We start from the raw sequence: 24,727 nt of genomic DNA, 5'->3' as shown, positions 1-24,727 counted from the left end.
TCGCGCCTTTCTGTCCGTCATGTGCAGTGAACCTCACAGGAAACCGCCATGACCATGCCTCCACCGAATCCGTCGTTGCGCCGCCATGCAATGCGTTTGCTCTGCGCCGCAGCGCTGACCGCCGCCACCGTGTCGCCTGTTGCCGCACGCGTGCCGACCGAGGCCGCACTCGACGCCGAGGTCGCGCGCGCCATGACCGCCACGCAATCGCGCGGGCTGGCCATCGCGATCATCGACAAGGGCCGCGTGGTGCGCGTGCGCAGCTACGGCGCGCGCAATGCCGACGGCGCGCCGCTGCGGACCGACACGATCATGTACGGCGCGTCGCTGACCAAGTCGGCGTTCGCCTACCTGGTGATGCAACTGGTCGAAGAAGGGCGGCTGGATCTGGACCGGCCGCTCGCCGAGTATCTCGACCGCCCGCTGCCCGAATACCCGAGCGAAGAAAAATACGCACCCTGGTCCGATCTCGCCGGCGATGAGCGCTGGCGGTCGATCACCGCGCGCCATGTCCTCACACACAGCGTCGGCTTCGCCAATTTTGCCTTCGTCGAACCCGACGGCAAATTGCGTTTCCATTTCGATCCCGGCGCGCGTTATGCCTATTCGGGCGAAGGCATGATCCTGCTGCAGTTCGTGATCGAACGTGGATTGGGTCTGGATGTCGGCGTCGAGATGCAGCGCCGGGTGTTCGACCGTTTCGGGATGAAAAACACCAGCATGATCTGGCGTCCGCAATTCGCGACGAATCTCGCCGATGGCTGGCGCGCGGATGGTTCGGTGGAACCGCACGACGAACGCAGCAAGGTGCGCGCGGCAGGTTCGATGGACACGACCATCGACGATATCGCCAAGTTCGCGGCGGCCTATGTGCGCGGCGAAGGCATCGGCAAAAAGGCGCGGACCGAACTGACCAAGCCGCAGTTGCCGATCACGACCGCTTCCCAGTTTCCGTCTCTGCAGCCTGAGCTTCCTGTCGATCAGCGCAGAAAGGATCTCGCCGCCGGTCTGGGCGTGATCGCGTTTCGCGGCCCGCAGGGCGCGGGCTTCATGAAAGGCGGCCACAACGATTCCACCGGCAACACCCTGGTCTGCGTCGAACGCGGGCAGCGCTGCGTGGTGATTCTGGCGAACGATGTGCGTGCCGAAGCGGCGTTTCCGCGACTGGTGGAATTCGTGCTCGGCAAGACCGGTGCGCCGTGGCGCTGGGAATACGGCGACATGACGTTCTGGGAGCCCGCGCGTATCGGGAAATGAAAGCCGACGCACGGCACGACGATGGTGGAATCAGCGCGCCGGCGTCTGCGTCGAAAGCTGCGAGATCCACAGGCCTGCGAGCAGCAGCGCCAGTCCGCCGGCGCGCAGCGCCGTCATCGGACGTGCCGCGGCATCGAACAGCCCGAAATGATCGATCGCGGCCGAGGTGAAGATCTGCGCCGTCATCACGAACAGGATCGCATTGCCCACACCGAATCGCGGCGCCAGCAGGGTGATGCTGAAGATGTAGAAGCCGACGATCGCGCCGCCGGCGAAATTGATCGGCGCGACCAGCCGCAGCGCCGCGGGCGAAGGCAGACGCCCGGTGAAAGCGAGGCTCGCCAGACCGGTCGCGAGCAACCCCACGGCGAACAGGATGAATGCGGCGTGCAGCGGTTCGCCGAGGGTTCGTCCCAGCCGGGCGTTCAACACCGCCATGACCGGGATGAACATGCCGGCCATCGAAGCCCACACGGCATAGCGCAGATACATCATGCGTCGTCTCCAAGCGCTTTGCCGAAAACCGCACGCTGGTAATCGGCCAGCAACGACGGCTCTTCGATCGAGCCGTGGTGGTGCAATTGGCGCCATGCGCCATCGCGGCGCACGAACCAGCGGGTCGTGCGGATGCGCAACGTCAGGCGTGTCGATGGCGTCACGCATTCGCCGCGCTCGCGGCCCGCGAACAGATGCCAATCGTCCCCACCGAGGGTGGTGAAATCGAAGAATTCGACGCGCACATTCGCCGGGCCATCGAACAGGCGCGCATAGCCTTCGCGGATTGACGGCCAGCCGCGGCGGATGCCGCCGATCGGGTTGTTCATGCTCGGCGTATCGCCCGGCATCCAGTTCCGCGACAAGGCATCGATGTCGCCGCGGTTGAACGCGCGATAGAAGGCGATCAGCGCATCGAGTGCGCTGTCGTCGCCGGCGGGCGCTTCGCTGCCGGTGATGATGGTATCGGCGTCGATCATGGTGTCGCGTCCTTGCGGCGTTCGGTGACGGGCATGCCGCCGATCCCCCAGTGGTCGGTATCGATTTCGTCGATGACCACCACGGTGGTCTCCGGATTTTTCGCGAGTACGTCCACCAGCAGACGCGTCGCGCCTGCGATCAATGCGGCTTTCTGTTCGCGGGTCACGCCATCGCGGGTGATCTTGATATTGACGTAAGGCATGTCGTTTCCCGGCAATGCAGTGGAAAGCGGTTTCGCGGCAACGCGACGTTGGCGACCGTGTCGAACGGGCACGTCGCGCGTCACGCGTCACCACTTCTCGTTGAAGGGACGCAGGTCGACCTCGAAGCTCCATGCCGAGCGATCCTGAAGCGTCAATTGCAGCGCAGTGCTTGCGATCGCCTCGGGAGCGATGAACGCATCGTCGGGGCGATCCCGGAACCGCACGCGCGGTTCCGGGCCGCCGACCGCGCCATCGAGGATCAGCAGCGACACATGGATGCCGGATGGGCCGAGATGGCGCGCCATCGATTCGGTCAACGCGCGTTGCGCCATTTTCGCGGGCGCGAACGCGGCGGTACCGGCGACGCCACGTCGCGACGCGGTGGCGCCGATCACGACGATATTGCCCGCGCCGCGCGATTTCATCGTTGGAATCACCTGGCGTGCGGCGAGGAACAGTCCAAGCGCGTTGACCCGCCAGGCCTGCTCGAAATCGTCTTGGCTGACCTGATCGACCGCGCCCCACACGCCCTTGCCGGCGTTGTAGACCAGCGTGGCGATATCGCCCATGTCTTCTGCGATCAGCGCGAACGTGCGTTCGACCGCTGCGGCGTCGGTCGCTTCGCAGGCGAATGCGCGCGCGTCGGGCAACTGTGCCGCGAGCGCCTCGCAGAACGCGTGGCGCCGCGCAAGCAGTGCGACCGCATGACCGGCATCGGCGAAGGTTCGCGCCAGCGCTTCGCCATTGCCCGGACCGACGCCAACGATGACGCAGGCGGGTTTGTTCGTATTCGAGTGCATGGGTCATGCCGTCCAGTCAAAGCTTGCCGAACAGACGCAGGAACATCGTCGCCTGCGCACCGAAACCGACGACGAACGCGATCGTGCGCAGCAGCGGTACGCCGAAGGTGTAGATCAGCGCATGCGCGAGGCGGCTCCAGAAATACAGGGCGGCGGCGATCGCAGTGGCGGCGGTGCCGAGTTCCATCGCGTGCACGCCGAGCGCGAGCGGTGCGAACACGACCAGATTCTCGATCGCGTTGCGGTGCGCGTTGGCGAGGCGGTAGGCCCAGTCGGCGTCCGGGCGGACATCGGGCTGCGGGTTCTTCAGCGCCTTCCACGGGCCCATCTCGCGCAGGCGGTTGAGGATGATCGGCACCCAGAGACAGCCGGTCAGCGCGGCGGCGAGGGCGGTATAGGTCAGTTCCGGCGAAAGCATCGTCATCGGGAGGTCCTGGGCATGGGCGCGTGGCGCCGGAGATCGGGTGGAGGGATCCTATGCCCGGGACCTGATTGGATCTATGATTCAATCGACTCGATACTTAACCAGAACGACTGTGACCCGACGCAAGCACGACCCCTTCGACGATGCGCTGGAAGACCTGCGTGTCTCCGGCGCGGTCCTGTTCCATGAGTCCTATCTCGCCCCCTGGGCCATTGCCGTGCCCGAGGAGGCGCAACTGCGCGAGCTGCTCGGGGTCGGCAACGACGTGCGCGTCGTGGTGTTCCACTACGTCCGTCGCGAAACCTTCGATCTGCAGGTCGAAGGCAGCGCCGCGATGCCCGTGCGCGCTGGCGAAGTGGTGATCTGCCCCGGCGGCGGAAGCCATCTGATGTCGTGTGGCGATGCGGTGTCGGCGCCGTTCGACGAGATCGTGCGCGGCGGCGGCCCGCAACGGGTCGCTTCGGGCACGCCCGGTTCCACCGAACTGATCTGCGGTTTTTTCTATCTGCGCGCAGCGCCGTTGAATCCACTGTTGGCGGCATTGCCGTCGGCGGTACGGGTGGCGGCCGACGATGTCGCGCTCAGCCCGATCCTCTCCAGCACCGCGACCATGCTTGCGCACGAGATCGGTCGCGGCGCGTTCGGCAGCTACACCGTGGCGCGTCTGCTCGAAGTGTTCTGCGCTGAAGCGATCAGTGCCTACCGGCGCACCGGCGGCATCGAACACCCGGGCTGGTTCAAAGGACTGGCTGATCCGCGCATCGCCGAAGCGATCCGGCAGATCCATGCGGAACCTGCTCGGGCGTGGACGGTGCCGGCGCTGGCGTCGACGGCGGCGCTCTCGGCTTCGCGCTTCGCGGCGCGCTTCCGCGAGACCACCGGACAGAGCGTGATGGCCTATGTCGCGTCGTGGCGCGTCAATCTCGCCTGCCGGTTGCTGCGCGAAACCGATCTGCAGCTGGGCGAAATCGCCGATCGCATCGGCTACGAAAGCCTGCCGGCCTTCAGCCGCGCGTTCAAGGCACAGCTCGGGCAGTCGCCCACGGCGTGGCGCAATCCAGGTATCGGCGAACGGAAGCGGCTGCCGCTGTGAGCGTACTTTTGAGAAGATGACGGCGTCGTTCCATGTCCGCCTGCCCGATCCGTGGCGGGCATCCCAGGAGAACCCCCGCATGTTCGGTGTCCGCTACGTCAAATCCTCGCCCAGCCACTATCTGATGCAGTTCCAGAACGGCAAGGTGGTGCGCGAGGGCACCGGTCTGGCGTTCTTCTATTTCGCGCCGAAGTCGACGCTGGTGAGCGTGCCGCTGAATGCGGTCGATGTGCCTTTCATGTTCGAGGAGACCACCCGCGACTTCCAGGCGGTGACGCTGCAGGGACAGGTCGGTTATCGCATCGTGCAGCCGAAGACCCTGGCGGAGCAGCAGAACTTCGTGCTGCTGCCGAACGGCGCGTACGCATCGGAAGATCCGGAGCGCCTGCCGATCCGGGTGTTGAACGCGGTGAAGGCGCAGTTCCGCGCGCTGCTGCAGGAAGCCGATCTGCGCGAAGTGCTGCACGGCACCGAGCAGCTGTCGAAGACCGCGCGGCAGGGGCTGGCGGCGGCGCCGAGCCTGATCGCGCTGGGCATCGAAATCGTCGATCTCGCCTTGCTCGCGGCGAAGCCAACGCCGGAAACCTCGCGTGCGCTGGAAGCGCCGATGCGCGAGGAAATCCTCAAGCAGGCCGACGACGCGACCTACGCGCGACGCAACGCGGCGATCGCGCAGGAACAGATGATCAAGGAAAGCGAGCTGCGCAGCGAGCTGGTGATCGAGCAGAAGAAACGCCAGGTGCGCGAGACCGAGGTCGAGTCCGAGCGCGTGATCCTGGAGAAGCGGCAGGAGATCCAGACCCAGGAGCTGGCCGGCAACGTGGGCCTTGAAAAGCAGAACGCAGAGCTGGTGCAGCTGCAGGCGGAGAACCGCAAGCGTGAAGCCGAAGTGCGCGCGTACGCGGTGCAGACGCTGGTCGAAGCGATGCAGAGCCTCGATCCGCGCGCCCAGCAGGCGCTGCTGCTGGGACAGGCCAGCCCGGAAACGCTGCTGGCGCTGGGGTTCCAGAACATCGCCGACAACGCCGCGAAGATCGGCGAGTTCAATTTCTCGCCGGATCTGCTGCGACAGCTCGCCGGCAAATCGAAATGACCGCAGGCAACGATCAGGACCGCAAGATCGTCCTGATCACGCGACGCACGCGCCTGCAGGAACTGGTGGCGCGCTACAACACCGTCGAGCAGGCGCGCTTCCAGGCCGAACATCTGGGCATGGATTTCGAGGATTTCCTGCTCGAAGACCGCGTCTATCGCGCGGCGATCGCAAGCGTCGAACAGTCGCTGCGCAAGCACGGCCGCGTGCAGCCGCTGGATCGCGGCTTCCTGCCGAACTTCCTGTTCCCGCCGGATTGCATCGTGGTGGTGCTGGGGCAGGACGGACTGGTGGCGAACACGCTGAAATATCTCGGCGAGCAATCCGTGATCGCCGTCAATCCCGATCCGCAGCGCTTCGACGGCGCGCTGCTGCCGTTCAAGCCGGAAGAACTGCCGACACTCCTGCCGGAGATCTGGCGCGGCCGTCGCGCGATCCGCGAGATCACGATGGCGCGCGCGCGGCTGACCGATGGACAGGAGCTGCTGGCGGTGAACGATTTCTTCATCGGCGCGCGCAGCCACATCTCCGCGCGCTACGAACTGCAGCTCGGCGAACGCGCGGAGCGGCAATCGTCGAGCGGCGTGATCGTGTCCACTGGACTGGGTTCCACCGGTTGGCTGCGCAGCGTGTTGACCGGCGCGACCGCCGTTGCCGGCGGCAGACCGTCGAAGCGCGCGCAGTCCTTGCGCAAGGAAGGTTTCGCCTGGGACGCGCGGCAACTCGTGTTCAGCGTGCGCGAACCGTTCCCGAGCCGCTGGAGTCAGGCCGAACTGGTGTTCGGCGATATCGACGCATCGCATCCACTGCGCATCCGCTCGCTGATGCCCGACGGCGGCGTGATCTTCAGCGACGGCATCGAAGCCGATGGCCTGGATTTCCGTTCCGGCATGGAAGCGGTGATCGATCTGGCCGACAAGCACGGGCGGTTGTTGCAATAGTCTCGATGGCTACGCGCGCCAGGCGCTCGCGCGTACTCGCGTCAGACGTGCGCGAACGGTCCCGCAATCGCCGTGCGCAGTTCCGCGGGCCGCAGATGTTCCCGAATGACGCGATTGAGCTGTTCGACGGTGACGCTGCCGATCCTGCCGGCGAAGTCGCGGATATAGCCCGGACCCCAACCCCGCTCCGCGCCGAACAGCATGGTTTCGCTCAGCCCGTACAGCGTCGCCAGGCCGATCTGGAAAGCGCCGATGGCTTGCGCTTGTTTGGCGGAAAGTTCCTGCGGCGAAACGCCGAGGTCGACGAACTTCGCGATTTCCGCGCGGGTCGCCGCCAGGCCGGCCTCGAGTTTGTCGGGACTCGACGAGAGATTGAACTGCCAATGCCCGTCGTACTCGCGACACGGCTTGGTCAGTTGCGAGCGGATCGAGTAGGTCAGCCCCTGTTCCTCGCGCACGGCCGCGACCAGCCGGGAGTCGAAGGTCGCGCCGAGGATATGGTTGGCCATCCACAGCGCCATGTAGTCCGGATCGTCGCAGCGGATGTCCAGCCGATGGCCCAGCGCGGCATCGAAATTTTCGCGCCCCGGCGCGGCGATGCGGAGGTCCTGCTTCGAATCCGGAAGCGTCGCGTCGTCGTCGTGCGTGCGGACGAAACGCGGTGGCCACGAGGAGAGGTGGCGGTCGAATTCGGCAGCGGCCATCCACGGATCGATATCGCCCACGACCACGATGCACAGATCGTTCGCGCCGAAGTGTTCGCGATGATAGCGGCGTACGTCGTCGACGCTGAACCGCTCGAGATGCGCGACCTGTTCGGCGAGAACGGCTTGATGATGCGGATGCGATGGAGGATAGAGCGCGCGCGACAGGCCATCGGCGACCATCGCGGTCGGTTCGGCCGCGCGGTATTCCAGCTCCGCGATCAGACGCGCCTGTTCGGTGACGAAATCGTCCGCATCGAACCTCGGCTCGCGCAGGCATTCCGCGAGCAATGCCACGACCAGCGGCAGGTCCGCGCTGCAGGCCTGGGCCGAAAACGTGACCCGTTGCGACTCGGATTCGATCGACAACGCAGCGCCGCGGCTTTCCAGCAGGTCCGCCATCTCGAACGGATCGTGGTGGAGACTGCCGCAGGTCGCCAGCGCTGCGACCAGTTGCTGCAGCAGCAAGTCGCCACGATCGATTGCGGGCGAGGTGCGGAACGAGCCGGTCACCGCGAACAAATCCGGCGTGGCGACGCGCAGCGCATGGACGCGACCGTGCGACAGCGGAACTTCGATCACGCTGTCGGGCTGCTTCGACCGGGCGATCTCCATCACTGCACGGCTCCGCCATGCCCGGGTTGGGCAAGGTGGCCGACCGTCAGGCGTGCGTCGATCAGATAGTCGCGGGCCACGCGCTGCACATCGGCGACCGTCACCGCAGCGATCCGGTCGGTCGCCGCCGCATACGATGTCCAGTCGCCGGCGGCGATCGCTTCGTTGAGCTGCAGCGCGACAGCGACGGGGCCATCGCGCGACGTCAGCAGGTTTCCGCGCGTGCGGCCCTTGGCGCGATCCAGTTCCTGCTGGGACACACCGTGGCGCCGGATGTCCGCGATGGCGTCGCGGAGCACCTGTTCCACGCGAAGATGCGCCTGATCGCTGCCCAGGAGCGACTGCACCTGGAACAGGCCTGGATGCCTCAAGCGCGAAATACTGGACCATGCCCCTGTCGCCAATCCAGTGACCACCAGCGGCCGGTACACGCGGGACAACTTGCCGCAGGTCAGCACGCTGCCCAGCAGTTCCAACGCATCCGCATCCGCGCTCGAACCATCGGGTGTCCGATAGGCCAGCATGACCCAGCCCGGTTGACCTTCCTGCTCGACGACGACACGTTGTTCGCCATGCGGCCCGGGTTCGGCCCCATGATCCGTTTCGAAGCTGCGATTCGCGGAGGGCAGAGGCTCGAAGTGTCGACGGACGAGGTCGAAGGTGCGCTTGCGGTCGACATCGCCGATCACGGTCAGCGTGGCGTTGTCGGGCCAGTAATAGCGGTTGTAGTGCTCGAACAGATGCTCGCGCGTCAGCCCCAGGATGTCGTCGCGGGTGCCCAGCACGGGATGGCCATAGGGATGATCACGAAATGCCGCGCCCCAGACCGCCTGATTGAGTCGTTCCAGCGGATCGCCTGCGTACATGTCGTGTTCGTTGAGCACGACGGTTCTTTCCGCTTCCAGGTCGGCCGGCGCGATGCGCAGATTGCGCATCCGGTCCGCTTCGACGTCCGCGGCGATCTCGAGATGGCTGACCGGCACGAGGTTGAAGTAATTCGTGCGGTCCAGCCAGGTGGTCGCGTTGGTCTGGGCACCAACGGGGTGGAGTAGATCGAAGATCGAGGTTCCCAGCTGCCTGTTGAAGCGCGCGCTGCCCTTGAACATCAGGTGTTCGATCATGTGGCTCGCACCCTTGAATCCATCGGTTTCGTGTCGACTGCCGACCTCGTAGGTCAACATCAACAAGGCGACCGGCGCGGCGCGCGCCTCCATGAACAGCACGCGCAAACCGTTGGCGGCAAGCCGGTACTCCTCGATGCCGCCGACGCTGCGGATGCATCGGAAGCCGGACAATGCGCCGCCGGTATCGCAGGCGACGGAAGGACGCAGTCTTCCGGCCTCTTGCGGCGCTGGACTGAAGACACTCAAGACGCCGTACCCATTTCGACGGCAGGCATGGCCGGGACCTGGTCGACGCGTTTGCCGAAGTCCCTGCGCAGGAAATACCAGGCCATCAATGCCTGCACACAGCCGGCGACCACCATCACGGTCCACAGCCAGCGTGGTTCGAATTCCGCGAGACGCGACAAGGCGAACGCCGGCAGCACGACGAGGGCGGCGTAAGCGATCTGCGTGAACAGACTCGCGCGCGTGTTGCCCATGCCCGTGAGCACCGCGAAGACGACATAGGCGACACTCGATGGGATGAAGGTCAGTGCGCCGATGCGCAGGAAGACCGAGCCCGCTGCGATGACGGCCGCGTCGTCGGAGAAGCGGCTGCAGATCCAGGGCGCGAAGCTCTCGAACACGATCAGCAGCGTGGGGCCGACGATGCCTCCGATGATCAGGCTGGTCCGCAGCACTTCGCGCACCCGATCTCCCATCCCGGCGCCATGGCTCTGACCGACGATGACGCAGGCCGCGGTGCTGAGCGCCATCAACGGCATGAGCGCGGCCTGGAAGACCCGATGACCGATGCCGAAGGCGGCCTGCTCGACCGGACCGAACGGGCGCAGCAACAATGCGATCACCAGCAGATAGGCGGCGACCAGACCGCCTTCGATACCGATCGGCAGGCCGATCTTCAGCGCGCCCCACAGCTCCTTCGGTCGCGAGAACCAGATCGACGGACGCATGCTGAGGTAGGCGTCCTTGCGCGCGAAATACGCGAGCATGCACAGCATGGTGATGCTGCAGGCGATGAACGACGCCATGCCGGTGCCGGTCAGCCCGAGCTTCGGCATGCCCAGCCAGCCGAACATCAGGATCGGCGTGAGTATCGCGTTCAACACCACCGTTGCCGACTGGGCAATGGTGCCGGCGCGGACATTGCCGGTGAACTCGAGCGCCCCCGCCAACACGAACAGCGGCAGTTGCACCACGATCGACGGGATGAACCAGCGCGTGTAGGTCGCGATCAGCGCAGCGGTCCCGGGGTCGCTCGTCATCAGAGACCCGAACGCTTCACGCTGCACCCAGGCGATCGCTCCGATCACGGCGATCAGGATCATGGAAGCGCCGAACGCTTCGTTGAAGATCCGATTCGCGCGCGCCTGATCCTTGGCGCCGACCGCATGCGAAATCAGGATCCCCGCGCCCATGCTGATCACAGGCATCAGGGTCAGCAGCAGCATCATCGGAATGCCGGACAGGGTGACCGCCGCCTGCGCCTGAGCGCCGAGACGTCCGAGCCAATAGATGTTCCCCAGCGAAAACAGCGTGCCCATGAGCATGTTGAGCAGCATTGCGCCCGACATCCTCAGCAGATGCACATCGATGCGGCCTTGGGTCAGATCCTTCATTCAGGACTCCGCAGCGCTTGTGACAGCGGGCTCGCGACGCGTGACCACGCCATTGAAATCCGCCGGCCTGACGACCGAGGCCACTGCCATGCGCGCCCGCTCGGGTTGCGACACATCGAGGCGATAGCGCGTGCAGAGCAGATGCGCGAGGATCACCAGCTGCGCCATGCCGAGGTTCGCGCCGATGCACGCCTTCGGCGCCCACCCGAACGGCACGTAGCTGCCGTGCGGACACTGTTCGCGGCGGCCTTCCGCCAGCCAGCGATCAGGATCGAAGGTCTCGGGATCGGACCAGTCCTTGTCGTTGTGGTGGATCAGGAAGGAACTGAGCACATAGTGCTGGCCGGCTTTCAAACAGCCGCCCTCGTGCTGGATATCGGTGCGCACGTTGCGCACCACGATCGGTGGCGAGCTCCAGATCCTGAGGATTTCCTTGATGAATCGTCCCGTCAATGGCGCCATGCGCATCGGCGATTCGCAGAGATTTTCCAACGGCACGGCGGCCAGCTCCGCCTCCAGGCGGCTACGCCATGCATGCTGTCGACTCAACTCGTAAAGAAAACATGCGGCGGCTGCGCCCGGCGATCCGGTGATGGCGGTGAGCAGGGCGGTTACCGCGTCCACGGCGCGGCCCATTCCCAATGCCGGGATCATGTCCACGACCGGATCGACGAGATCCCGCTGTCGCTGCCGCTTCCCGCTGGCGCGTCCTTTCAATTCGCGCCGGACATCGATGCCTGCGATCACCTGCAGCGCGAACATCTTCGATTTGTGCCAGGGCGGAGCGCGGTGCGAATCGATATCCGACAGCACCCAAGCCACCTTCGAGAGCACTTCCTTGACGACGCGGCGATGCGCGGCAGGCTTCAGCCCGGAAATGATCGAGGGCACCAGCGCTTCGACGGACACCCGCTCGGCCAGCCACACCAGATCCTGATGCCGCCCTGTTTCCGCGTCGAGCACCCGGTCCATGCGTTGCGCCAGTTGTCGCAGGCCATCGGCATTGCTCAAGTGGCGCAACTGACCCGACCAGCCTGAGCGCAACCGGGTCCAATCGAACGACTCGCTCTGCTTGCCACGGACGACGTCGGCGAAGCCATCCAGCATCGTCAGGTCGGCGAAATTCGTCGCTTCGAACCGCTGAGCGGTCTGCGCGTCGAATATCGCCAGAAAGTTTTCGCGCGCCCAGAACACATCCCCCTCGTCGAGACGGCGGTGGCGAAACGCCCGCATCGCTTCTGATTCTGTCACTGTCGAGTCCGACATCGCCAACACTCCGGATGGAATATGCATCAGCCGGAGAGCGGCTCGCGCCGCCCTCCGGCGTCGACGGATCAGATGTTGTGGTAGTGCTGCCAACGCCAGGCGCCGATCTGGCAACCACCGATACCACGAATGCCCAGTGCGGCTCTCATCGCGCAAATGGCCTTTTTCATGTCGATCTCCTTGTTTCGGATGTGTGGGAAATTACGGCATCGCTTCAATCCGGGCGGCGCAACGGACTGCCGGCACCACCCTGCAGCGCGGGTCGCTCAGATGTTGTGGTAATGCACCCAACGCCAGCGGTTGCCGCCACCGATGCTGCGAATGCCCAATGCAGCCTTCATCGCGCAGATTGCCTTTTTCATGTCGATCTCCTTGTTTCGGGTGTGTGGATACTTGCCGTGTTGTGTCGAGGTGGCGGCGCTGAATGCTTCTTTCACTGCATTCCGGCGCCTGCCGCTCAGATGTTGTGGTACTGCAGCCAACGCCACATCCCGCAGCCGATGCCACGCACGCCAAGAGCGGCTTTCAACGCGCAGATTGTCTTTTTCATGTCGATCTCCTTGTTCCAGATGAGTGGATATTCACCGCGTTTACGCCAGGACAGGCAGCTCGATAAACATCGCTGAATGCCATGGTGCCCAGTTGCGGCGACCGCTTCGCGATCGGCGCTGATCTTGAAACATGGCGCTTCAACCGCGAGGTCGAAGCGTCATGCGAAACGGCGGCGGCGCCATTGCCGCCGCCACGGTCGGGCGCGTTTCATGTGCTTCGATCGACAGCATGTTCGACCGCAGGATCGCGCCGAGCATCGCGCTGACCAGTTGCGACGACAGATCGGCCGCGATGCAGCGATGAGGCCCGTAACCGAATGGAATGAACGCCGGATTGCGCCATGCGTCCGGCGACGACCAGCGCTGCGGTTGGAACGATGTCGGTTCCGACCAGTACTGTGGATTCCGGTGCACCAGGTAAGGACACACCACGACTTCGTCCGCGGCGCCGACGCTCACGCCCGAAATTTCGTGGTCCTTCGTTGGATGTCGTCCCAACTGCCACGCGACCGGCCACAGGCGCAATGCTTCCTGCACCATCCATTCCGGTGGCGTTTCGCGATCGGGGTGCGTGCCTGCCAGATACAGCGACCACCCCAGGACGAAACCGACCGATCCGGCGATCGCGAACAGGAACGACAGGAACACTTCGACCAGCTCGTCGACCCGCTGTTCCGGTCCCGATGAGCAGGCCACGACGTCCAGAAGATCGATCGGCTGCTCGCGCGCAAGCGCTTGGCGCGCTTCGATCGCTTTTGAAAGCCGCAACGTCGTATTGAATTGCAGCAGCATCCGTCGCCAGCGCGGCTGGCGCGACCGGGCATTGGCGAGCACCGCCTGTTCGACGATGCGGTCGAGGAGCCTGCGCAATTCCGGTGGGCTGCCCGGCGCAAGCAATACCGGCGAAAGAAAACGATAGGCAAGCCGATTGCCGGTATCCGGCCAATCGCTCGCCGAAGGCAGATGGGCGGCCATGAACGATGACAGTTCGCCCTGATCGCACGCCTGTACATGAGTGCGCACCAGTAACCGCGCGGCACGACGGATCTTGAGCTGCGCGGATCTCGGGCCGAAGATCCCATACCGGGTATGGAAGAAATCCGAATGTTCGCCGTAACGACCTTCGCTGTTGCGAAGCACTGCGCGCGCATCGATCGGATTGCCCAGCAGGTATTCATGCCGTCCGGTTTTCACGGCATCGCCGTTTCCGGGGAACTGCTCGTCCAGGAACCGAAGCGGGTCGTTGGAAAAGCGAGCTTCGAGGTTTTCCTTGAGCATGTCTTATCCGTTCCTTCGGATCGCGAACAGTACGTGACGGTTCTACCGATTCGATGCATCGCGCCTGCGCGCCACCGGCGAGCCAACAATAACGAAAACGGAAATTCGTCAATGGGCGTTTCAGGCAAGCAACACTGACGTCAATCCGGTTTTCTTTTTTCTCCGTCGTGTAAAAGACATCTTGTTATCCGAACGCTACAACATCCGGTTACCGATATTTAACATGTCAGGGGGGCTGACAAGCAGGAGACGACTGGTGCAGAAAAGCATTGCTTTGCGGATCCGAAGCGCCCGGCAGGCCGCGCGATTGACCCAAGCGCAACTGTCGACAATGCTGAACCTCAGTCGCAGCGCCGTCGCGCAATGGGAGAGCGCTTCCGGTTCGACGCCGTCCACCACGCACTTCGCGGACCTTGCTGCCGCTTTGGGTTGCTCGTTCGAGTGGCTCGCCACAGGCAAAGGCACCAGGCATGCGACTCGTCGAGTCGACGCCGCATCGGAAGAAAACGGCGAGTTCGCCGTGGTGCATCGTCACTTCGCCCGCAGCGACGAAGAAGAACAATTGATCGAAGCCTTCCGCGAACTGGATGCTTTCGATCGCGCTGCGGTGGTGGGTCTTACCGAAAACCTGTCCGCTCGCCCGTTGCGGAAGCGGCGATTGTCCGCATAGGCAACCCCGGCTGATTCTGCAAAGCGCTTGCTGCAATCCGGCGATTACGGCGATCCGAAATCGATCGGATGTCTGGTCAATGACGAATCCGCGCGAAGCGGATGCCGCCGGAGGTCGATGTGGTGGGCCTACCAGGGCTCGAACCTGGAACCAAGGGATTATGAGTCCCCTGCTCTAACCATTGAGCTATAGGCCCGTGAGCGGAATCTTAGCAAAGCGAGGCGAAGAACTGGGTCCCGGCTTTCGCCGGGACAACGGGTCTGGGCTCATGTCGGCAGTCGCACCTGAAGGCGTTCCTGCAGCATGCCCCGCAAAAACGAAAAGCCCGCCATGCGGCGGGCTTTTCTCCGGTTGAACGCAGTGGTGCCTACTCGATATCGAGGAAGCTCCGCAGTTGTTCCGACCGGCTGGGGTGACGCAGTTTGCGCAGTGCCTTGGCTTCGATCTGGCGGATGCGCTCGCGGGTGACGTCGAACTGTTTGCCGACTTCCTCCAGCGTGTGATCGGTGTTCATGTCGATGCCGAAGCGCATGCGCAGCACTTTGGCTTCACGCGGGGTGAGGCCGGCGAGGACGTCGCGCACGGTTTCCTGCAGGTTGATGTTGACCGTGTTCTCGATCGGCGATTCGACGTTGGTGTCTTCGATGAAGTCGCCGAGGTGGCTGTCTTCGTCGTCGCCGATCGGGGTCTCCATCGAGATCGGTTCCTTGGCGATTTTCAGGACTTTCCGGATCTTGTCCTCCGGCATGTCCATTTCTTTCGCCAATTCTTCCGGCGTCGCTTCGCGGCCGTACTGCTGCAGCATCTGCCTCGAAATACGATTCAACTTGTTGATCGTTTCGATCATGTGTACCGGGATGCGGATGGTGCGCGCCTGATCGGCGATCGAGCGGGTGATGGCCTGGCGGATCCACCACGTCGCGTAGGTCGAGAACTTGTAGCCGCGACGGTATTCGAACTTGTCCACGGCCTTCATCAGGCCGATGTTGCCTTCCTGGATGAGGTCGAGGAACTGCAGGCCGCGGTTGGTGTATTTCTTGGCGATGGAGATGACGAGGCGCAGGTTGGCCTCGACCATTTCCTTCTTCGCCTTGCGCGCCTTGGCTTCGCCGTAGGCCATCGCGCGGCTGATGTCCTTGATGTCGACGAGGTTGAGGTACAGCGCCTGTTCGATGGCGATGGTCGCTTCCTGTTCGGCGATGACCTGGTCCTTCACGTCGCGCAGACCCGATGACCACTTCTGCTTGCGCTTGAGCATTTCGTCGACCCAGCCCACATTGGTCTGGTTGCCTTCCCACGCGCGGATGAAATCCTTGCGCGGCATGCGCGCGATACGGGTGGAGAGGTCGAGGATGCGGCGCTCGTGTTCCTTGATCTGGCCCAGCACTTCGCGCAGCTTGCGGACCAGCGTATCGGTCAAGGGCAGCGGCAGCTTGAGGGTCATGAACTGCTCGGCCATTTCCTCGCGCAGCTTGGCGACGGCCTTGTTGGCGGGGCCCTGCTTGGCGTAGGCCTTCTGGAACTTCACGTAGCTGGCGCCGAGTCCTTCCATGCGACGCGCGACTTCCGCAGGATCCGGACCGGTCGGGCCGGCTTCGGCTTCGGCGCCTTCCGCGACTTCTTCGTCTTCGGCCGCTTCCAGCGCGTCTTCGGCGATCTCTGCGACAGGAATCTCTTCGACCGGCTCTTCGATGTCGTTGAAGCCCACGACGATGTCGGCGAGGCGCTTCTTGCCGGCCTTGTGCAGGTCGTACTCTTCGAGCAACAGCTGCACCGACCACGGGAAGCTGGCCAGCGCGGACATCATCTGCACGAGGCCTTCTTCGATCCGCTTGGCGATGGCGATTTCGCCTTCGCGGGTCAGCAGCTCGACCGTGCCCATTTCGCGCATGTACATGCGCACCGGGTCGGTGGTGCGACCGCCTTCGCCGTCGAGCGCGGTCAGCGTGGCCGCGGCTTCTTCGGCAGCGGTATCGTCGACTTCGCGATTGCCGGTCGTGCCTTCGGCGAGCAGCAGGGTGTCGACATCGGGCGCGACTTCGTGCACCTCGATGCCCATGCCGTTGATCATGCCGATGATGTCTTCGATCTGCTCGGGATCGACAAGGTCGTCGGGCAGGTGATCGTTGACCTCGGCATAGGTCAAATAGCCCTGCTCCAGGCCCTTGCTGATCAGTTGCTTGATGTCGGACTGCGGAGCCTGACGTTCGTTGGCCATGGGCGCCACCGTGGGAAAGTGAACCCGTAATTATAACAGCCCCGGGGCGGGGACTGGGCGCCGGAGTGGGCGGAAACGGCGCTTGAGGTGATTCGGAAGCATTCGGTCGGTACAACGCGCGACCGGGGAAAAGGAGGCTGTGCCCGGACGATGTGGTGCGCCGCAGCCACGCATTCAAGCCTCGTGCGGCGGCGCGGTTGCGGGATTCAGGCCCGGAGCAGGAAGGTCACCGGACCGTCGTTGACGAGGCTGACGACCATGTGTGCGCCAAAGCGGCCGGTTTCAACGGCCTTGTCATGCTTTTGACGGCAGTAAACCACCATTTCGTCGAAGATACGCTCTGCGTCGGCAGGCGCAGCCGCGGTGCTGAAGCTCGGCCGGAGCCCCGAGGACGTCTCGGCGGCGAGGGTGAACTGGCTGACCAGCAGCAGGCTGCCCCCGGTGTCGGCGAGGGACAGGTTCATTTTTCCGGCGGGGTCGGAAAATACCCGGTAACGGAGCAGGCGGTCTCCGAGCTTGGCGACCTGTGCCGGGCCATCGCCGGGCTCCACCCCGATCAGGGCCAGCAGCCCGGGGCCGATGGCGCCGACGGTCTCGCCGTCGACGACGACCCTGGCTTCGGTGACGCGTTGGATCAGGGCGAGCATTGGATCAGGGCGAGCATGGTGTCGGGCAGCGATGAGGGAGACGGGACGCGGCAGCATCTCCGGGATGCGCTTCGAGACGCAAGCCTGTCCTGGATGGGCCGGCTGTCATCGCGGCGGCTGTCATCGCTGCGGTGGTCATCAGGAGAACGACCTCGCACGCAATGACCCGCACGCAGTGACATCCGTCACTCCGTGCCGCTGCCGCCGGCCAAGTAGACTCGACGGATGTCCGAAGTCGTCGCCCACCTGTTGTTTCTGTTCGCCAGTGCCTTCGCGCGCCTGCCGTGGCCGTGGCTGCGCGTGTTCGGCGATGGGATCGCCTGGTTGTGGTGGCGCAGCGGCGGTCGCGAGAGCCGGGTGACGCACCGCAATCTGGAACTGGCCTACCCCGAGCTGCTGCCCGGGCAGCGCGACGCGCTGCAGCGCGAGATCCTGCGCACCACCGCGCGCCAGGCGCTCGAAACCCTTCGACTGTGGACCCGGCCGCACGCAGCGAATCTCCGGCTGATCCGCGAAACCCAGGGCGTCGAACTGTTCGATGCGGCGATCGCGGCGGGCAAGGGCGTGATCGTCGCCGCGCCGCATTACGGCAACTGGGAACTGTTGAGCCAGTGGCTGGCCGCGCACACGCCGCTGGCGATCCTGTACCGCCCGCCGGACTCGGCGCTGGGCGAAGCCTTCCTGCGCCGGGTGCGCGCGGACGATGACGGCCGTGTCGCCCAGATCCGCGCCGAGGCCGCCGGTATCCGCCAGTTGTTCAAACGCCTGCGCGACGGCGGCGTGATAGGTATCCTGCCCGACCAGCAACCGAAGCGCGGCGACGGTGAGTTCGCGCCGTTCTTCGGCAGGCCTGCGTATACGATGACCCTGTTGCCGCGATTGGCCGAACGCAGCGGCGCGACGGTGCTGTTCGCCTACTGCGAGCGGATCGGCGATCAGGCGTTCGCGTTGCGGATCGAGCCGGCGCCCGACGCGATCGCGTCGGGCGATACCATCGTCGCGGTCGCGGCGTTGAATGCGGCGGTGGAGCGCATCGCCCGTCGCGCGCCGACGCAGTACCAGTGGACCTACAAGCGCTACACCTTGCAACCGTCGTTGAACCCGTATCACAACCCCTACCGCGATCTTGAAGGCCGCGCATGACGCCGCAGAGCGAATCCACGCCACATCCGAGCGACCCCGCGACAGCCGACGCCCTCGCGATCGAACCGTCGTTCGACACGACCGGAAGCGCCATCCCGGCGCTGGACACCGCCCCCGGCTGGTCCGGTCCCAGCGACTGGCAGCGCCTGCCGCAGCGCGCATATCGCGTCTTCCTGTATGTGGCGATGTTCGTCGCACTGCCGCCGACGCTGTTCATCTCCGCTTCGCTCTACGCCAATCGATTCGAGCACGACTGGACATGGCTGGCGATGGCGGGTCTTTGGATGGCGTCGATCTCGCTGGTCCTGTGGGTGGCGCACAAGCGCTATCGCCATACGCATTGGAAACTGGATGCGGACGGCTTCTCGGTGCGTCGCGGGCGACTGTGGCAGTGGGAAACCCGGGTGCCGACCTCGCGCGTGCAGCATCTGGACATCAAGCGCGGGCCGCTGGAACGCGCGCATCGTCTCGCTTCGCTGGTCCTGCATACCGCAGGCACACGGCTGAATGCGGTCAGCATTTCCGGATTGGAGGACGAGGACGCCGAACGCCTGCGCAATTACTTCAGCCGCCAGATCGATCGCCAGGAAGACGATGACCACGCCGACGCCTGACGCGCTGGAGAGACCCGCCGCCATCGCCGCCGCCGCGCCGCTGGAACGTCGGCTGCACCCGATGTCGTGGCTGTTCGTATTGATCCAGCAACTGCGGCAATTCATCGTGCCGATCCTGGTGGTGTTCCTGTTCGGTCGCGGCGATCGCAACGATCTCTGGGGGCTGGTGACGATCTGCATCCTCGGTGCGATCTCGCTCTGGCAGTACTACAGCTATCGCTACAGCATCGGCGAGGACAGTCTGCAGATCCGCAGCGGTCTATTCGAACGCAGCCTGCGCCAGATCCCGTTCGCGAGGATCCACAACGTCGGCCTGCATCAGACGCTGCTGCACCGCATTTTCGGCGTGGCCGAAGTGCGGTTGGAATCGGCCGGCGGGATCAAGCCGGAAGCGGACATGCGGGTGTTGAAGCTCGAAGACGCACTGGCGCTGGAAGCGCTGGTGCGACGCCGGGGCGGTGCGGGCGCGCCGGCCGGCGCGCCCGCGCAGAGTGCGATGGCGGACACGGGCGACGTGCTGCACACGCTGTCGTTGTCCGAGATCGTCCGGGCGGGGCTGATTTCCAATCGCGGCATGCTCGTGATCGGCGGTGCGTTCGCGGCACTCTCCCAGTTCAGCCCCGACCTGATTGAAGGCGTGTTCAGAGCGATGGCCTATGGCATGTTCGGGGTCGTCGAAACCTATGGTCGCGGCCACGAAGCGATCGCGGTGGTGATCATGATCATCGGTTTCGTCGTGTTGATCCGGCTGTTCTCGGTGGTCATCGCAGTCCTGCAGTACAGCGGTTTCCGACTGGAAGAGCACGGCCGCCGCCTGACGCTCGAACGCGGCCTCTTCACCCGTATGCGTACCAGCACGCCGCGCCGGCGCATCCAGTCGTGGGCGCTGCGCGAGGGCATGCTGCACCGGTTGTTCCACCGGCGCACGCTGGAAGTAAGCACGGCGGTGCTCGACAACGGCTCGCATGGCCAGCCGCGCTCGCTGCGCGAAATCGCACCGGTCGCCACGCCCGAGCGCTGCGACGAACTGATCCGCCATCTCGCGCCCCGGATCCGTTGGCCGATCGTCGAATGGCGGCCGTTGCATCGATGGACGGGCTGGCGGTTGTTCGTGCCCCGGCTGCTCATCACCGCTGCCGTCGCCTGGGTCGGCTGGTACAAATTCGGCGTACTCGGCGCGACGCTGGTGGCGCTGTGGGTGCCCTGGGCGGCGTACATCTCATGGCAGGATGCGCGTCATGCCGGCTATGCGATCGACGACACCCTGATCGCGATCCGCAACGGGTGGTGGAACCGCAAATGGCGTTTCGCCGAGATCGACAAACTGCAGGCGATCCGTATCGGGCAATCGCCGCTGGAACGCAGTCTCGGCATGGCTTCGCTGCTGTTGGACACCGCTGGCGGCAATGCGATGGCCGAACCGCTGCGGCTGCGTTTCCTGCCCGCCGCCGATGCGCATGACTTGCATGCCCGTCTTGGCCGTGAAATCGCGCGCAGTACGCTGCGCTGGTGACCGGGTACGGGATCCTGTGGGAGCGGCGGAAGCCGCGATAAGCGACCGAAAGATTTTTCGGAAAGCATCGCGGCTTCCGCCGCTCCCACAAAAAACTGAAGAATCAGCCCGGACGCCAGTAGCCCAGATCGGCGCGAATCTGGAGGGCGCGCAGTCGCCCCGACAAGGGTTTGCCGGCGAGCCTGCCGAACCTGCCCTCGAGCAGCGCTTCGGTGGCCGCGAGCACGCGTTCGGACGAACGGCCATCCCGATACGGATGAATCGCATTCGCGTAGTCGGCCAAGGCGTCGCGCAGCGATGCGCTGGGCGCGAACGCCTGCGCCAGCATCGTCGGCAGCTGCGATGGCGCGTCGAAATCGAGCATGTGCGGCTTCGGCGCCCGGTTGCGGAAGGTCACGACCGGTTTGTGCTGGACCACGAATTCCGAGACCACCGACGTCGTGTCCGCCACCAGCACATCGGCGGCGCGCTGCGCGGCCATCAGCTGTTCGGTTTCGACGAAAGCGGCGTTCGGACCGACGAGGCTGCGATAGCGGTCGAACAGCTCGGGCGCGCATTTCGGGTGCAGGGTCAGCAGCCAGTAGCGGTCGCCGCGCGCGATCTCGGCGGCGATGGCGTCGAACAGATGCGGCGCGGCGCTTAGGCGTTCGGTGAAGGTGGAGGCGAACAGCACGGTCGGTCGTCCGTTCGCGGGCGCGCGCAAGGCGGCCGAAGCGCCGCCGTCGTCGCGGAACAGCGGGTCGAGCTTGGGCCAGCCGGTTTCGACCACCGCGAAGTGCGGATGCTGTGCGGCCAGTGCGCGGAACGGGGCGGTCGTCGCCGGGCCTTGCGTGCAGTAGAGGTCGAACAGACCGCGCACCCGGAAATGCCCGCGCGCATCGTCGCGCTTCTCCACGTTGAAGCCGTGGAACATCTGCACCTTCGGGCCCGACAGGAAGGTCGGCACCCAGTTCGCGGCCGAAAACACCGCACGCGGTTTCAGCGCCACCGCTTCGCGCAGACCCACGCTGCGCACCGGTGCGGGCAGGCGCGCGCCAGCGGCGCCGTCGACCAGCCACGCGGACACGCCGTGCCCCGAGGCTTGCAGCGCATCCGCCAACGGCTGCAGGATGGGCAGCGCATAGCGCTCGGTCGCGAACAACAGGTACTCCGCCATCAATACGTCCTCACCCGCTTCGGACCCGCCGGTTTCGGCGGTCATTATCACGTTCAACGAGGCCGACCGCATCGGCGACTGCCTCGCTTCGCTGGCATTCTGCGCGGAGATCGTGGTGGTGGACTCCGGTTCCACCGACGACACCCGTGCGCTTGCCGAGGCGGCCGGTGCGCGCGTGCTGGTGCGGTCGTTCGACGGGTTCCGCAGCCAGAAGCAGTTCGCGGTGGATCAAGCGACCCACGACTGGGTGCTGTGCCTGGACGCCGACGAACGCATCAGCCCGGAACTCAAGGCGTCGATCCTGGCCGCGCGCGATGCCGGTTTCGCCGATGCGGTCGGCTACCGGTTCGCGCGGTTGAGCGAGTATTTCGGCAAATTCCTGCGCCGCGGCAACGCCTATCCCGATCGCGTGCTGCGCTTGTTCGACCGCCGTCGCGGCGGTTGGCGCGGCGATCGCGAAATCCACGAGGCCGCCAGCGTCGACGGCGCGGTGCGAACGCTGGCCGGCGATCTGATCCATTACCCGTATCGCTCGCTGATGCAGCAGCTGAGCAAGACCGAGCGTTACGCGCGGATGATGGCCGAATACGAATTCTCGCGCGGCAAACGCGCCTCGCTCGCCAAACTGATCCTGTCGCCCGCATGGCGGTTCTGGCGCGGCTACGTGTTCCGGCTGGGGTTTCTCGACGGCTGGCATGGTCTGGTCTACGCCTATGTGCGCGCCAATTACGTGCGCCAGAAGACGATCATGCTGTGGCTGCTGCAGGAAGGTCGACCGCTGGATACGCCTGAACGCTGACCTGTGACTGAGGTCCGGTTTCACCCATCGCTCGCGTTCCGGCGCCCGATCCACGAAAATATCGCGACGGTTGGGGGCCGTTGATTGCGGCGTCCTGTTCGGCACAGGAATGCCATCCCAATTCATTCAAGGACTACCGTCAACATGGCTCGTATGCTCATCACTGGCGGTGCCGGCTTTCTCGGCTCGCATCTGTGCGATCGCCTGCTGGACGACGGTCATGATGTGATCTGCGTCGACAATTTCTTCACCGGCAGCAAACGCAACATCGCGCACCGCCTGGGCCACCCGTACTTCGAGCTGATGCGTCACGACGTGACCTTTCCGCTGTACGTCGAAGTCGACCGGATCTACAACCTCGCCTGCCCGGCTTCGCCGGTGCACTACCAGCACGATCCGGTGCAGACCACCAAGACCAGCGTCCATGGCGCGATCAACATGCTTGGACTGGCCAAGCGGCTGAAGGCGCGGATCCTGCAGGCCTCGACCAGCGAGGTCTACGGCGACCCGGAAGTGCATCCGCAGACCGAGGGCTACTGGGGCCGCGTCAATCCGATCGGCATCCGCAGCTGTTACGACGAAGGCAAGCGCTGCGCCGAAACCCTGTTCTTCGACTACCACCGCCAGCATGGTCTCGACATCAAGGTCGTGCGCATCTTCAACACCTACGGCCCGCGGATGCATCCGAACGATGGCCGCGTGGTCAGCAATTTCATCGTCCAGGCATTGCGCGGCGAAGACATCACCATCTACGGCGACGGCAAGCAGACGCGCAGCTTCTGCTATGTCGACGATCTGATCGAAGCCTTCGTGCGGACGATGGATACCGAGGCGGGTTTCACCGGCCCGATCAACATCGGCAACCCGGGCGAATTCACCATGGTCGAACTCGCCGAACTGGTATTGAAGCTGGTCGGCGGTCGCTCGAAACTGGTGTTCCGGCCCTTGCCTTCAGACGATCCGCGCCAGCGTCAGCCGGACATCTCATTGGCCCGCTCGAAACTCGGCTGGGAGCCGAAGGTCGCGCTGGAAGACGGGTTGAAGGAAACCATCGCCTACTTCCGGCGCACGCTGGGCGAGGGTGCTGCGGCATGAGTACGAGCTTATGAGCACGACCTTCGCGGTCATCGTCACCAGCTACAACTACCGCAACTTCGTCGCCGAGGCGATCGACGGCGCGCTGGCGCAGACCCGTGCGCCGAAACAGATCATCGTCGTCGACGACGGTTCCACCGACGGTTCGCAGGACTATCTGCGCGAACGCTACGGCCACGATGCGCGGGTGACGCTGCTGTGCGGCGAGAACGGCGGCCAGCTGGTCGCGTTCCAGCGCGGCGTGGCGGCGAGCGATGCCGACGTGCTGTGTTTTCTCGATGCCGACGACCGCTGGGCGCCGGACTATCTGGCGAAGATCGGCGAGATCTACGACGGCCGCAGGGAGGTCGGTTTCGTGTTCACCGACATCGTGCTGTTCGGCGATGAACAGCGGCGGATCGGTTACGCCGACAAGGCGGTGGATCTGGGCTACACCGCGATCAGCACCTGGGCGCTGACCTACTGGTACGGTGCCCCGACTTCGGCGCTGTCGATGCGGAAGAGCTACGCCGAGCGCTCGCTCGATCTGCCGCAGCAGCTCTATCGCACCTGGAAACTCTGCGCCGACAACTGTCTGGTCTACGGCGCCAGCGTGTACGGTGCGCACAAATATTTTCTGCCCACCGGCGATGTCGGCTACCGCATCCACGGCAACAACGGCTGGTGGTCGAATCGCGGCCCGACCTCGAATTTCCTCAACCGCCTGCACTCGCGCGGCCTGATCGGCCATTACGCGCGCATGGTGGGCATCGACGAGTCCTGTCTCGAACTGGCCAAGCTGGAATACAAGACCAAGCCCGCGCCGGACTGGGCCGAAACCAAGCGCTACATGCGCCTGTGCATGCGCGGCCCGGCGCCGCTCTGGAAGCGGCTGGAGCGCGCGCTGAGCATTCTCGGTGGCCGCAAACGTGCCCGCTGAACGCATGCCC

The 24,727-nt window shown here is 64.7% G+C and carries 25 protein-coding genes and 1 tRNA gene; 12 read left to right on the top strand and 14 right to left on the bottom strand.

The window, feature by feature from the left end; all coding sequences use genetic code 11:
* The first annotated feature begins 90 nt into the window (after positions 1-90).
* Complete coding sequence (locus tag HOP03_07275) at positions 91-1,257, top strand: beta-lactamase family protein (protein ID NOT87965.1); 1,167 nt, start codon at positions 91-93, stop codon at positions 1,255-1,257.
* A gap of 30 nt (positions 1,258-1,287) precedes the next feature.
* Here the strand turns inward: HOP03_07275 and HOP03_07270 are convergent, their stop codons facing one another.
* The 5 genes from HOP03_07270 to HOP03_07250 form a co-directional block, all read right to left on the bottom strand.
* Positions 1,288-1,749, bottom strand: a complete 462-nt coding sequence (locus HOP03_07270; GenBank protein ID NOT87964.1) for a DMT family transporter — start codon at positions 1,747-1,749, stop codon at positions 1,288-1,290.
* Entirely contained in the window at positions 1,749-2,231 is a 483-nt protein-coding gene (locus tag HOP03_07265; protein NOT87963.1) for a SnoaL-like domain-containing protein, read from the bottom strand. The genes HOP03_07270 and HOP03_07265 overlap by 1 nt, the downstream gene beginning before the upstream one ends.
* A complete protein-coding gene (locus tag HOP03_07260; protein ID NOT87962.1) occupies positions 2,228-2,434 on the bottom strand; it encodes a 4-oxalocrotonate tautomerase family protein in 207 nt (68 codons plus the stop codon). The genes HOP03_07265 and HOP03_07260 overlap by 4 nt, the downstream gene beginning before the upstream one ends.
* Before the next feature lie 87 nt (positions 2,435-2,521).
* A complete protein-coding gene (locus HOP03_07255; GenBank protein NOT87961.1) occupies positions 2,522-3,235 on the bottom strand; it encodes an SDR family NAD(P)-dependent oxidoreductase in 714 nt (237 codons plus the stop codon).
* Positions 3,236-3,251: 16 nt separating this feature from the next.
* Entirely contained in the window at positions 3,252-3,659 is a 408-nt protein-coding gene (locus HOP03_07250; protein NOT87960.1) for an MAPEG family protein, read from the bottom strand.
* A 112-nt stretch (positions 3,660-3,771) separates the two neighbouring features.
* Here HOP03_07250 and HOP03_07245 point away from each other — a divergent pair, with 112 nt between their 5' ends.
* The 3 genes from HOP03_07245 to HOP03_07235 all read left to right on the top strand — a co-directional run bounded on the left by HOP03_07245 (position 3,772) and on the right by HOP03_07235 (position 6,786).
* A complete protein-coding gene (locus HOP03_07245) occupies positions 3,772-4,752 on the top strand; it encodes an AraC family transcriptional regulator (protein ID NOT87959.1) in 981 nt (326 codons plus the stop codon).
* A 79-nt stretch (positions 4,753-4,831) separates the two neighbouring features.
* Positions 4,832-5,845, top strand: a complete 1,014-nt coding sequence (locus tag HOP03_07240; protein ID NOT87958.1) for an SPFH domain-containing protein — start codon at positions 4,832-4,834, stop codon at positions 5,843-5,845.
* Positions 5,842-6,786 carry a sugar kinase gene (locus HOP03_07235; GenBank protein ID NOT87957.1) on the top strand — a complete coding sequence of 315 codons (945 nt, stop codon included), beginning with the start codon at positions 5,842-5,844 and terminating at the stop codon, positions 6,784-6,786. Before HOP03_07240 ends, HOP03_07235 begins: the two co-directional genes overlap by 4 nt.
* A 41-nt stretch (positions 6,787-6,827) precedes the next feature.
* Here HOP03_07235 and HOP03_07230 read toward each other — a convergent pair whose 3' ends face one another.
* The 5 genes from HOP03_07230 to HOP03_07210 form a co-directional block, all read right to left on the bottom strand.
* On the bottom strand, positions 6,828-8,105 hold the full coding sequence (locus tag HOP03_07230; GenBank protein ID NOT87956.1) for an insulinase family protein: 1,278 nt from the start codon (positions 8,103-8,105) through the stop codon (positions 6,828-6,830).
* Positions 8,105-9,475 carry an insulinase family protein gene (locus tag HOP03_07225; GenBank protein NOT87955.1) on the bottom strand — a complete coding sequence of 457 codons (1,371 nt, stop codon included), beginning with the start codon at positions 9,473-9,475 and terminating at the stop codon, positions 8,105-8,107. The genes HOP03_07230 and HOP03_07225 overlap by 1 nt, the downstream gene beginning before the upstream one ends.
* A complete protein-coding gene (locus HOP03_07220; protein ID NOT87954.1) occupies positions 9,472-10,848 on the bottom strand; it encodes an MATE family efflux transporter in 1,377 nt (458 codons plus the stop codon). The genes HOP03_07225 and HOP03_07220 overlap by 4 nt, the downstream gene beginning before the upstream one ends.
* Positions 10,849-12,270: a cytochrome P450 gene (locus HOP03_07215; GenBank protein ID NOT87953.1), complete on the bottom strand. Its 1,422-nt coding sequence runs from the start codon at positions 12,268-12,270 to the stop codon at positions 10,849-10,851.
* A 533-nt stretch (positions 12,271-12,803) separates the two neighbouring features.
* Positions 12,804-13,640 carry a cytochrome P450 gene (locus tag HOP03_07210; protein NOT87952.1) on the bottom strand — a complete coding sequence of 279 codons (837 nt, stop codon included), beginning with the start codon at positions 13,638-13,640 and terminating at the stop codon, positions 12,804-12,806.
* A 129-nt stretch (positions 13,641-13,769) separates the two neighbouring features.
* Between HOP03_07210 and HOP03_07205 the strand changes: the two genes are divergently transcribed.
* The gene (locus HOP03_07205; protein ID NOT87951.1) at positions 13,770-14,081 is read left to right on the top strand and encodes a hypothetical protein; all 312 of its coding nucleotides are present in this window, start codon (positions 13,770-13,772) and stop codon (positions 14,079-14,081) included.
* A 43-nt stretch (positions 14,082-14,124) separates the two neighbouring features.
* The gene (locus HOP03_07200) at positions 14,125-14,613 is read left to right on the top strand and encodes a helix-turn-helix domain-containing protein (GenBank protein ID NOT87950.1); all 489 of its coding nucleotides are present in this window, start codon (positions 14,125-14,127) and stop codon (positions 14,611-14,613) included.
* 120 nt (positions 14,614-14,733) lie between these two features.
* Here HOP03_07200 and HOP03_07195 read toward each other — a convergent pair.
* From HOP03_07195 to HOP03_07185, 3 genes are all read right to left on the bottom strand, one after another.
* Positions 14,734-14,809: transfer RNA gene (locus HOP03_07195), tRNA-Ile, on the bottom strand.
* A 171-nt stretch (positions 14,810-14,980) separates the two neighbouring features.
* A complete protein-coding gene (gene rpoD, locus HOP03_07190; GenBank protein ID NOT87949.1) occupies positions 14,981-16,831 on the bottom strand; it encodes an RNA polymerase sigma factor RpoD in 1,851 nt (616 codons plus the stop codon).
* Positions 16,832-17,037: 206 nt separating this feature from the next.
* Positions 17,038-17,478: a D-tyrosyl-tRNA(Tyr) deacylase gene (locus tag HOP03_07185; GenBank protein NOT87948.1), complete on the bottom strand. Its 441-nt coding sequence runs from the start codon at positions 17,476-17,478 to the stop codon at positions 17,038-17,040.
* A 225-nt stretch (positions 17,479-17,703) separates the two neighbouring features.
* Between HOP03_07185 and HOP03_07180 the strand changes: the two genes are divergently transcribed.
* From HOP03_07180 to HOP03_07170, 3 genes are all read left to right on the top strand, one after another.
* Entirely contained in the window at positions 17,704-18,621 is a 918-nt protein-coding gene (locus tag HOP03_07180) for a lauroyl acyltransferase (GenBank protein NOT87947.1), read from the top strand.
* A 185-nt stretch (positions 18,622-18,806) separates the two neighbouring features.
* Complete coding sequence (locus HOP03_07175; GenBank protein ID NOT87946.1) at positions 18,807-19,235, top strand: PH domain-containing protein; 429 nt, start codon at positions 18,807-18,809, stop codon at positions 19,233-19,235.
* On the top strand, positions 19,216-20,748 hold the full coding sequence (locus tag HOP03_07170) for a PH domain-containing protein (GenBank protein NOT87945.1): 1,533 nt from the start codon (positions 19,216-19,218) through the stop codon (positions 20,746-20,748). Before HOP03_07175 ends, HOP03_07170 begins: the two co-directional genes overlap by 20 nt.
* Positions 20,749-20,851: 103 nt before the next feature.
* Here the strand turns inward: HOP03_07170 and HOP03_07165 are convergent, their stop codons facing one another.
* Positions 20,852-21,904, bottom strand: a complete 1,053-nt coding sequence (locus tag HOP03_07165; GenBank protein NOT87944.1) for a CDP-glycerol glycerophosphotransferase — start codon at positions 21,902-21,904, stop codon at positions 20,852-20,854.
* On the opposite strand from HOP03_07165, the gene HOP03_07160 reads away from it, so the two are divergent.
* From HOP03_07160 to HOP03_07150, 3 genes are all read left to right on the top strand, one after another.
* Positions 21,903-22,703, top strand: coding sequence for a glycosyltransferase family 2 protein (locus HOP03_07160; protein NOT87943.1), 801 nt, complete (start codon positions 21,903-21,905; stop codon positions 22,701-22,703). The genes HOP03_07165 and HOP03_07160 overlap by 2 nt on opposite strands.
* Before the next feature lie 144 nt (positions 22,704-22,847).
* Entirely contained in the window at positions 22,848-23,798 is a 951-nt protein-coding gene (locus HOP03_07155; protein ID NOT87942.1) for an SDR family oxidoreductase, read from the top strand.
* Positions 23,799-23,808: 10 nt separating this feature from the next.
* Positions 23,809-24,717, top strand: a complete 909-nt coding sequence (locus tag HOP03_07150) for a glycosyltransferase family 2 protein (protein NOT87941.1) — start codon at positions 23,809-23,811, stop codon at positions 24,715-24,717.
* Positions 24,718-24,727: the final 10 nt, after the last annotated feature.

The sequence above is a fragment of the Lysobacter sp. genome (assembly GCA_013141175.1).
Lineage (GTDB): Bacteria > Pseudomonadota > Gammaproteobacteria > Xanthomonadales > Xanthomonadaceae > Lysobacter_I.
Note: the sequence above shows the minus strand (reverse complement) of the source record. Positions and strands in the feature narration are given on the sequence as shown.

Bases quoted from the DNA above. Each gene is read 5' to 3' on its own strand.
- HOP03_07240 (NOT87958.1), top strand. From the start codon at position 4,832: ATGTTCGGTGTCCGCTACGTCAAATCCTCGCCCAGCCACTATCTGATG.
- HOP03_07150 (NOT87941.1), top strand. From the start codon at position 23,809: ATGAGCACGACCTTCGCGGTCATCGTCACCAGCTACAACTACCGCAAC.
- HOP03_07185 (NOT87948.1), bottom strand. From the start codon at position 17,478: ATGCTCGCCCTGATCCAACGCGTCACCGAAGCCAGGGTCGTCGTCGAC.
- HOP03_07250 (NOT87960.1), bottom strand. From the start codon at position 3,659: ATGACGATGCTTTCGCCGGAACTGACCTATACCGCCCTCGCCGCCGCG.
- HOP03_07220 (NOT87954.1), bottom strand. From the start codon at position 10,848: ATGAAGGATCTGACCCAAGGCCGCATCGATGTGCATCTGCTGAGGATG.
- rpoD (NOT87949.1), bottom strand. From the start codon at position 16,831: ATGGCCAACGAACGTCAGGCTCCGCAGTCCGACATCAAGCAACTGATC.
- HOP03_07275 (NOT87965.1), top strand. From the start codon at position 91: ATGCGTTTGCTCTGCGCCGCAGCGCTGACCGCCGCCACCGTGTCGCCT.
- HOP03_07155 (NOT87942.1), top strand. From the start codon at position 22,848: ATGGCTCGTATGCTCATCACTGGCGGTGCCGGCTTTCTCGGCTCGCAT.
- HOP03_07165 (NOT87944.1), bottom strand. From the start codon at position 21,904: ATGGCGGAGTACCTGTTGTTCGCGACCGAGCGCTATGCGCTGCCCATC.
- HOP03_07180 (NOT87947.1), top strand. From the start codon at position 17,704: ATGTCCGAAGTCGTCGCCCACCTGTTGTTTCTGTTCGCCAGTGCCTTC.
- HOP03_07175 (NOT87946.1), top strand. From the start codon at position 18,807: ATGTTCGTCGCACTGCCGCCGACGCTGTTCATCTCCGCTTCGCTCTAC.
- HOP03_07265 (NOT87963.1), bottom strand. From the start codon at position 2,231: ATGATCGACGCCGATACCATCATCACCGGCAGCGAAGCGCCCGCCGGC.
- HOP03_07235 (NOT87957.1), top strand. From the start codon at position 5,842: ATGACCGCAGGCAACGATCAGGACCGCAAGATCGTCCTGATCACGCGA.
- HOP03_07170 (NOT87945.1), top strand. From the start codon at position 19,216: ATGACCACGCCGACGCCTGACGCGCTGGAGAGACCCGCCGCCATCGCC.
- HOP03_07270 (NOT87964.1), bottom strand. From the start codon at position 1,749: ATGTATCTGCGCTATGCCGTGTGGGCTTCGATGGCCGGCATGTTCATC.
- HOP03_07210 (NOT87952.1), bottom strand. From the start codon at position 13,640: ATGGCCGCCCATCTGCCTTCGGCGAGCGATTGGCCGGATACCGGCAAT.
- HOP03_07260 (NOT87962.1), bottom strand. From the start codon at position 2,434: ATGCCTTACGTCAATATCAAGATCACCCGCGATGGCGTGACCCGCGAA.
- HOP03_07255 (NOT87961.1), bottom strand. From the start codon at position 3,235: ATGCACTCGAATACGAACAAACCCGCCTGCGTCATCGTTGGCGTCGGT.
- HOP03_07205 (NOT87951.1), top strand. From the start codon at position 13,770: ATGTTCGCCGTAACGACCTTCGCTGTTGCGAAGCACTGCGCGCGCATC.
- HOP03_07230 (NOT87956.1), bottom strand. From the start codon at position 8,105: ATGGAGATCGCCCGGTCGAAGCAGCCCGACAGCGTGATCGAAGTTCCG.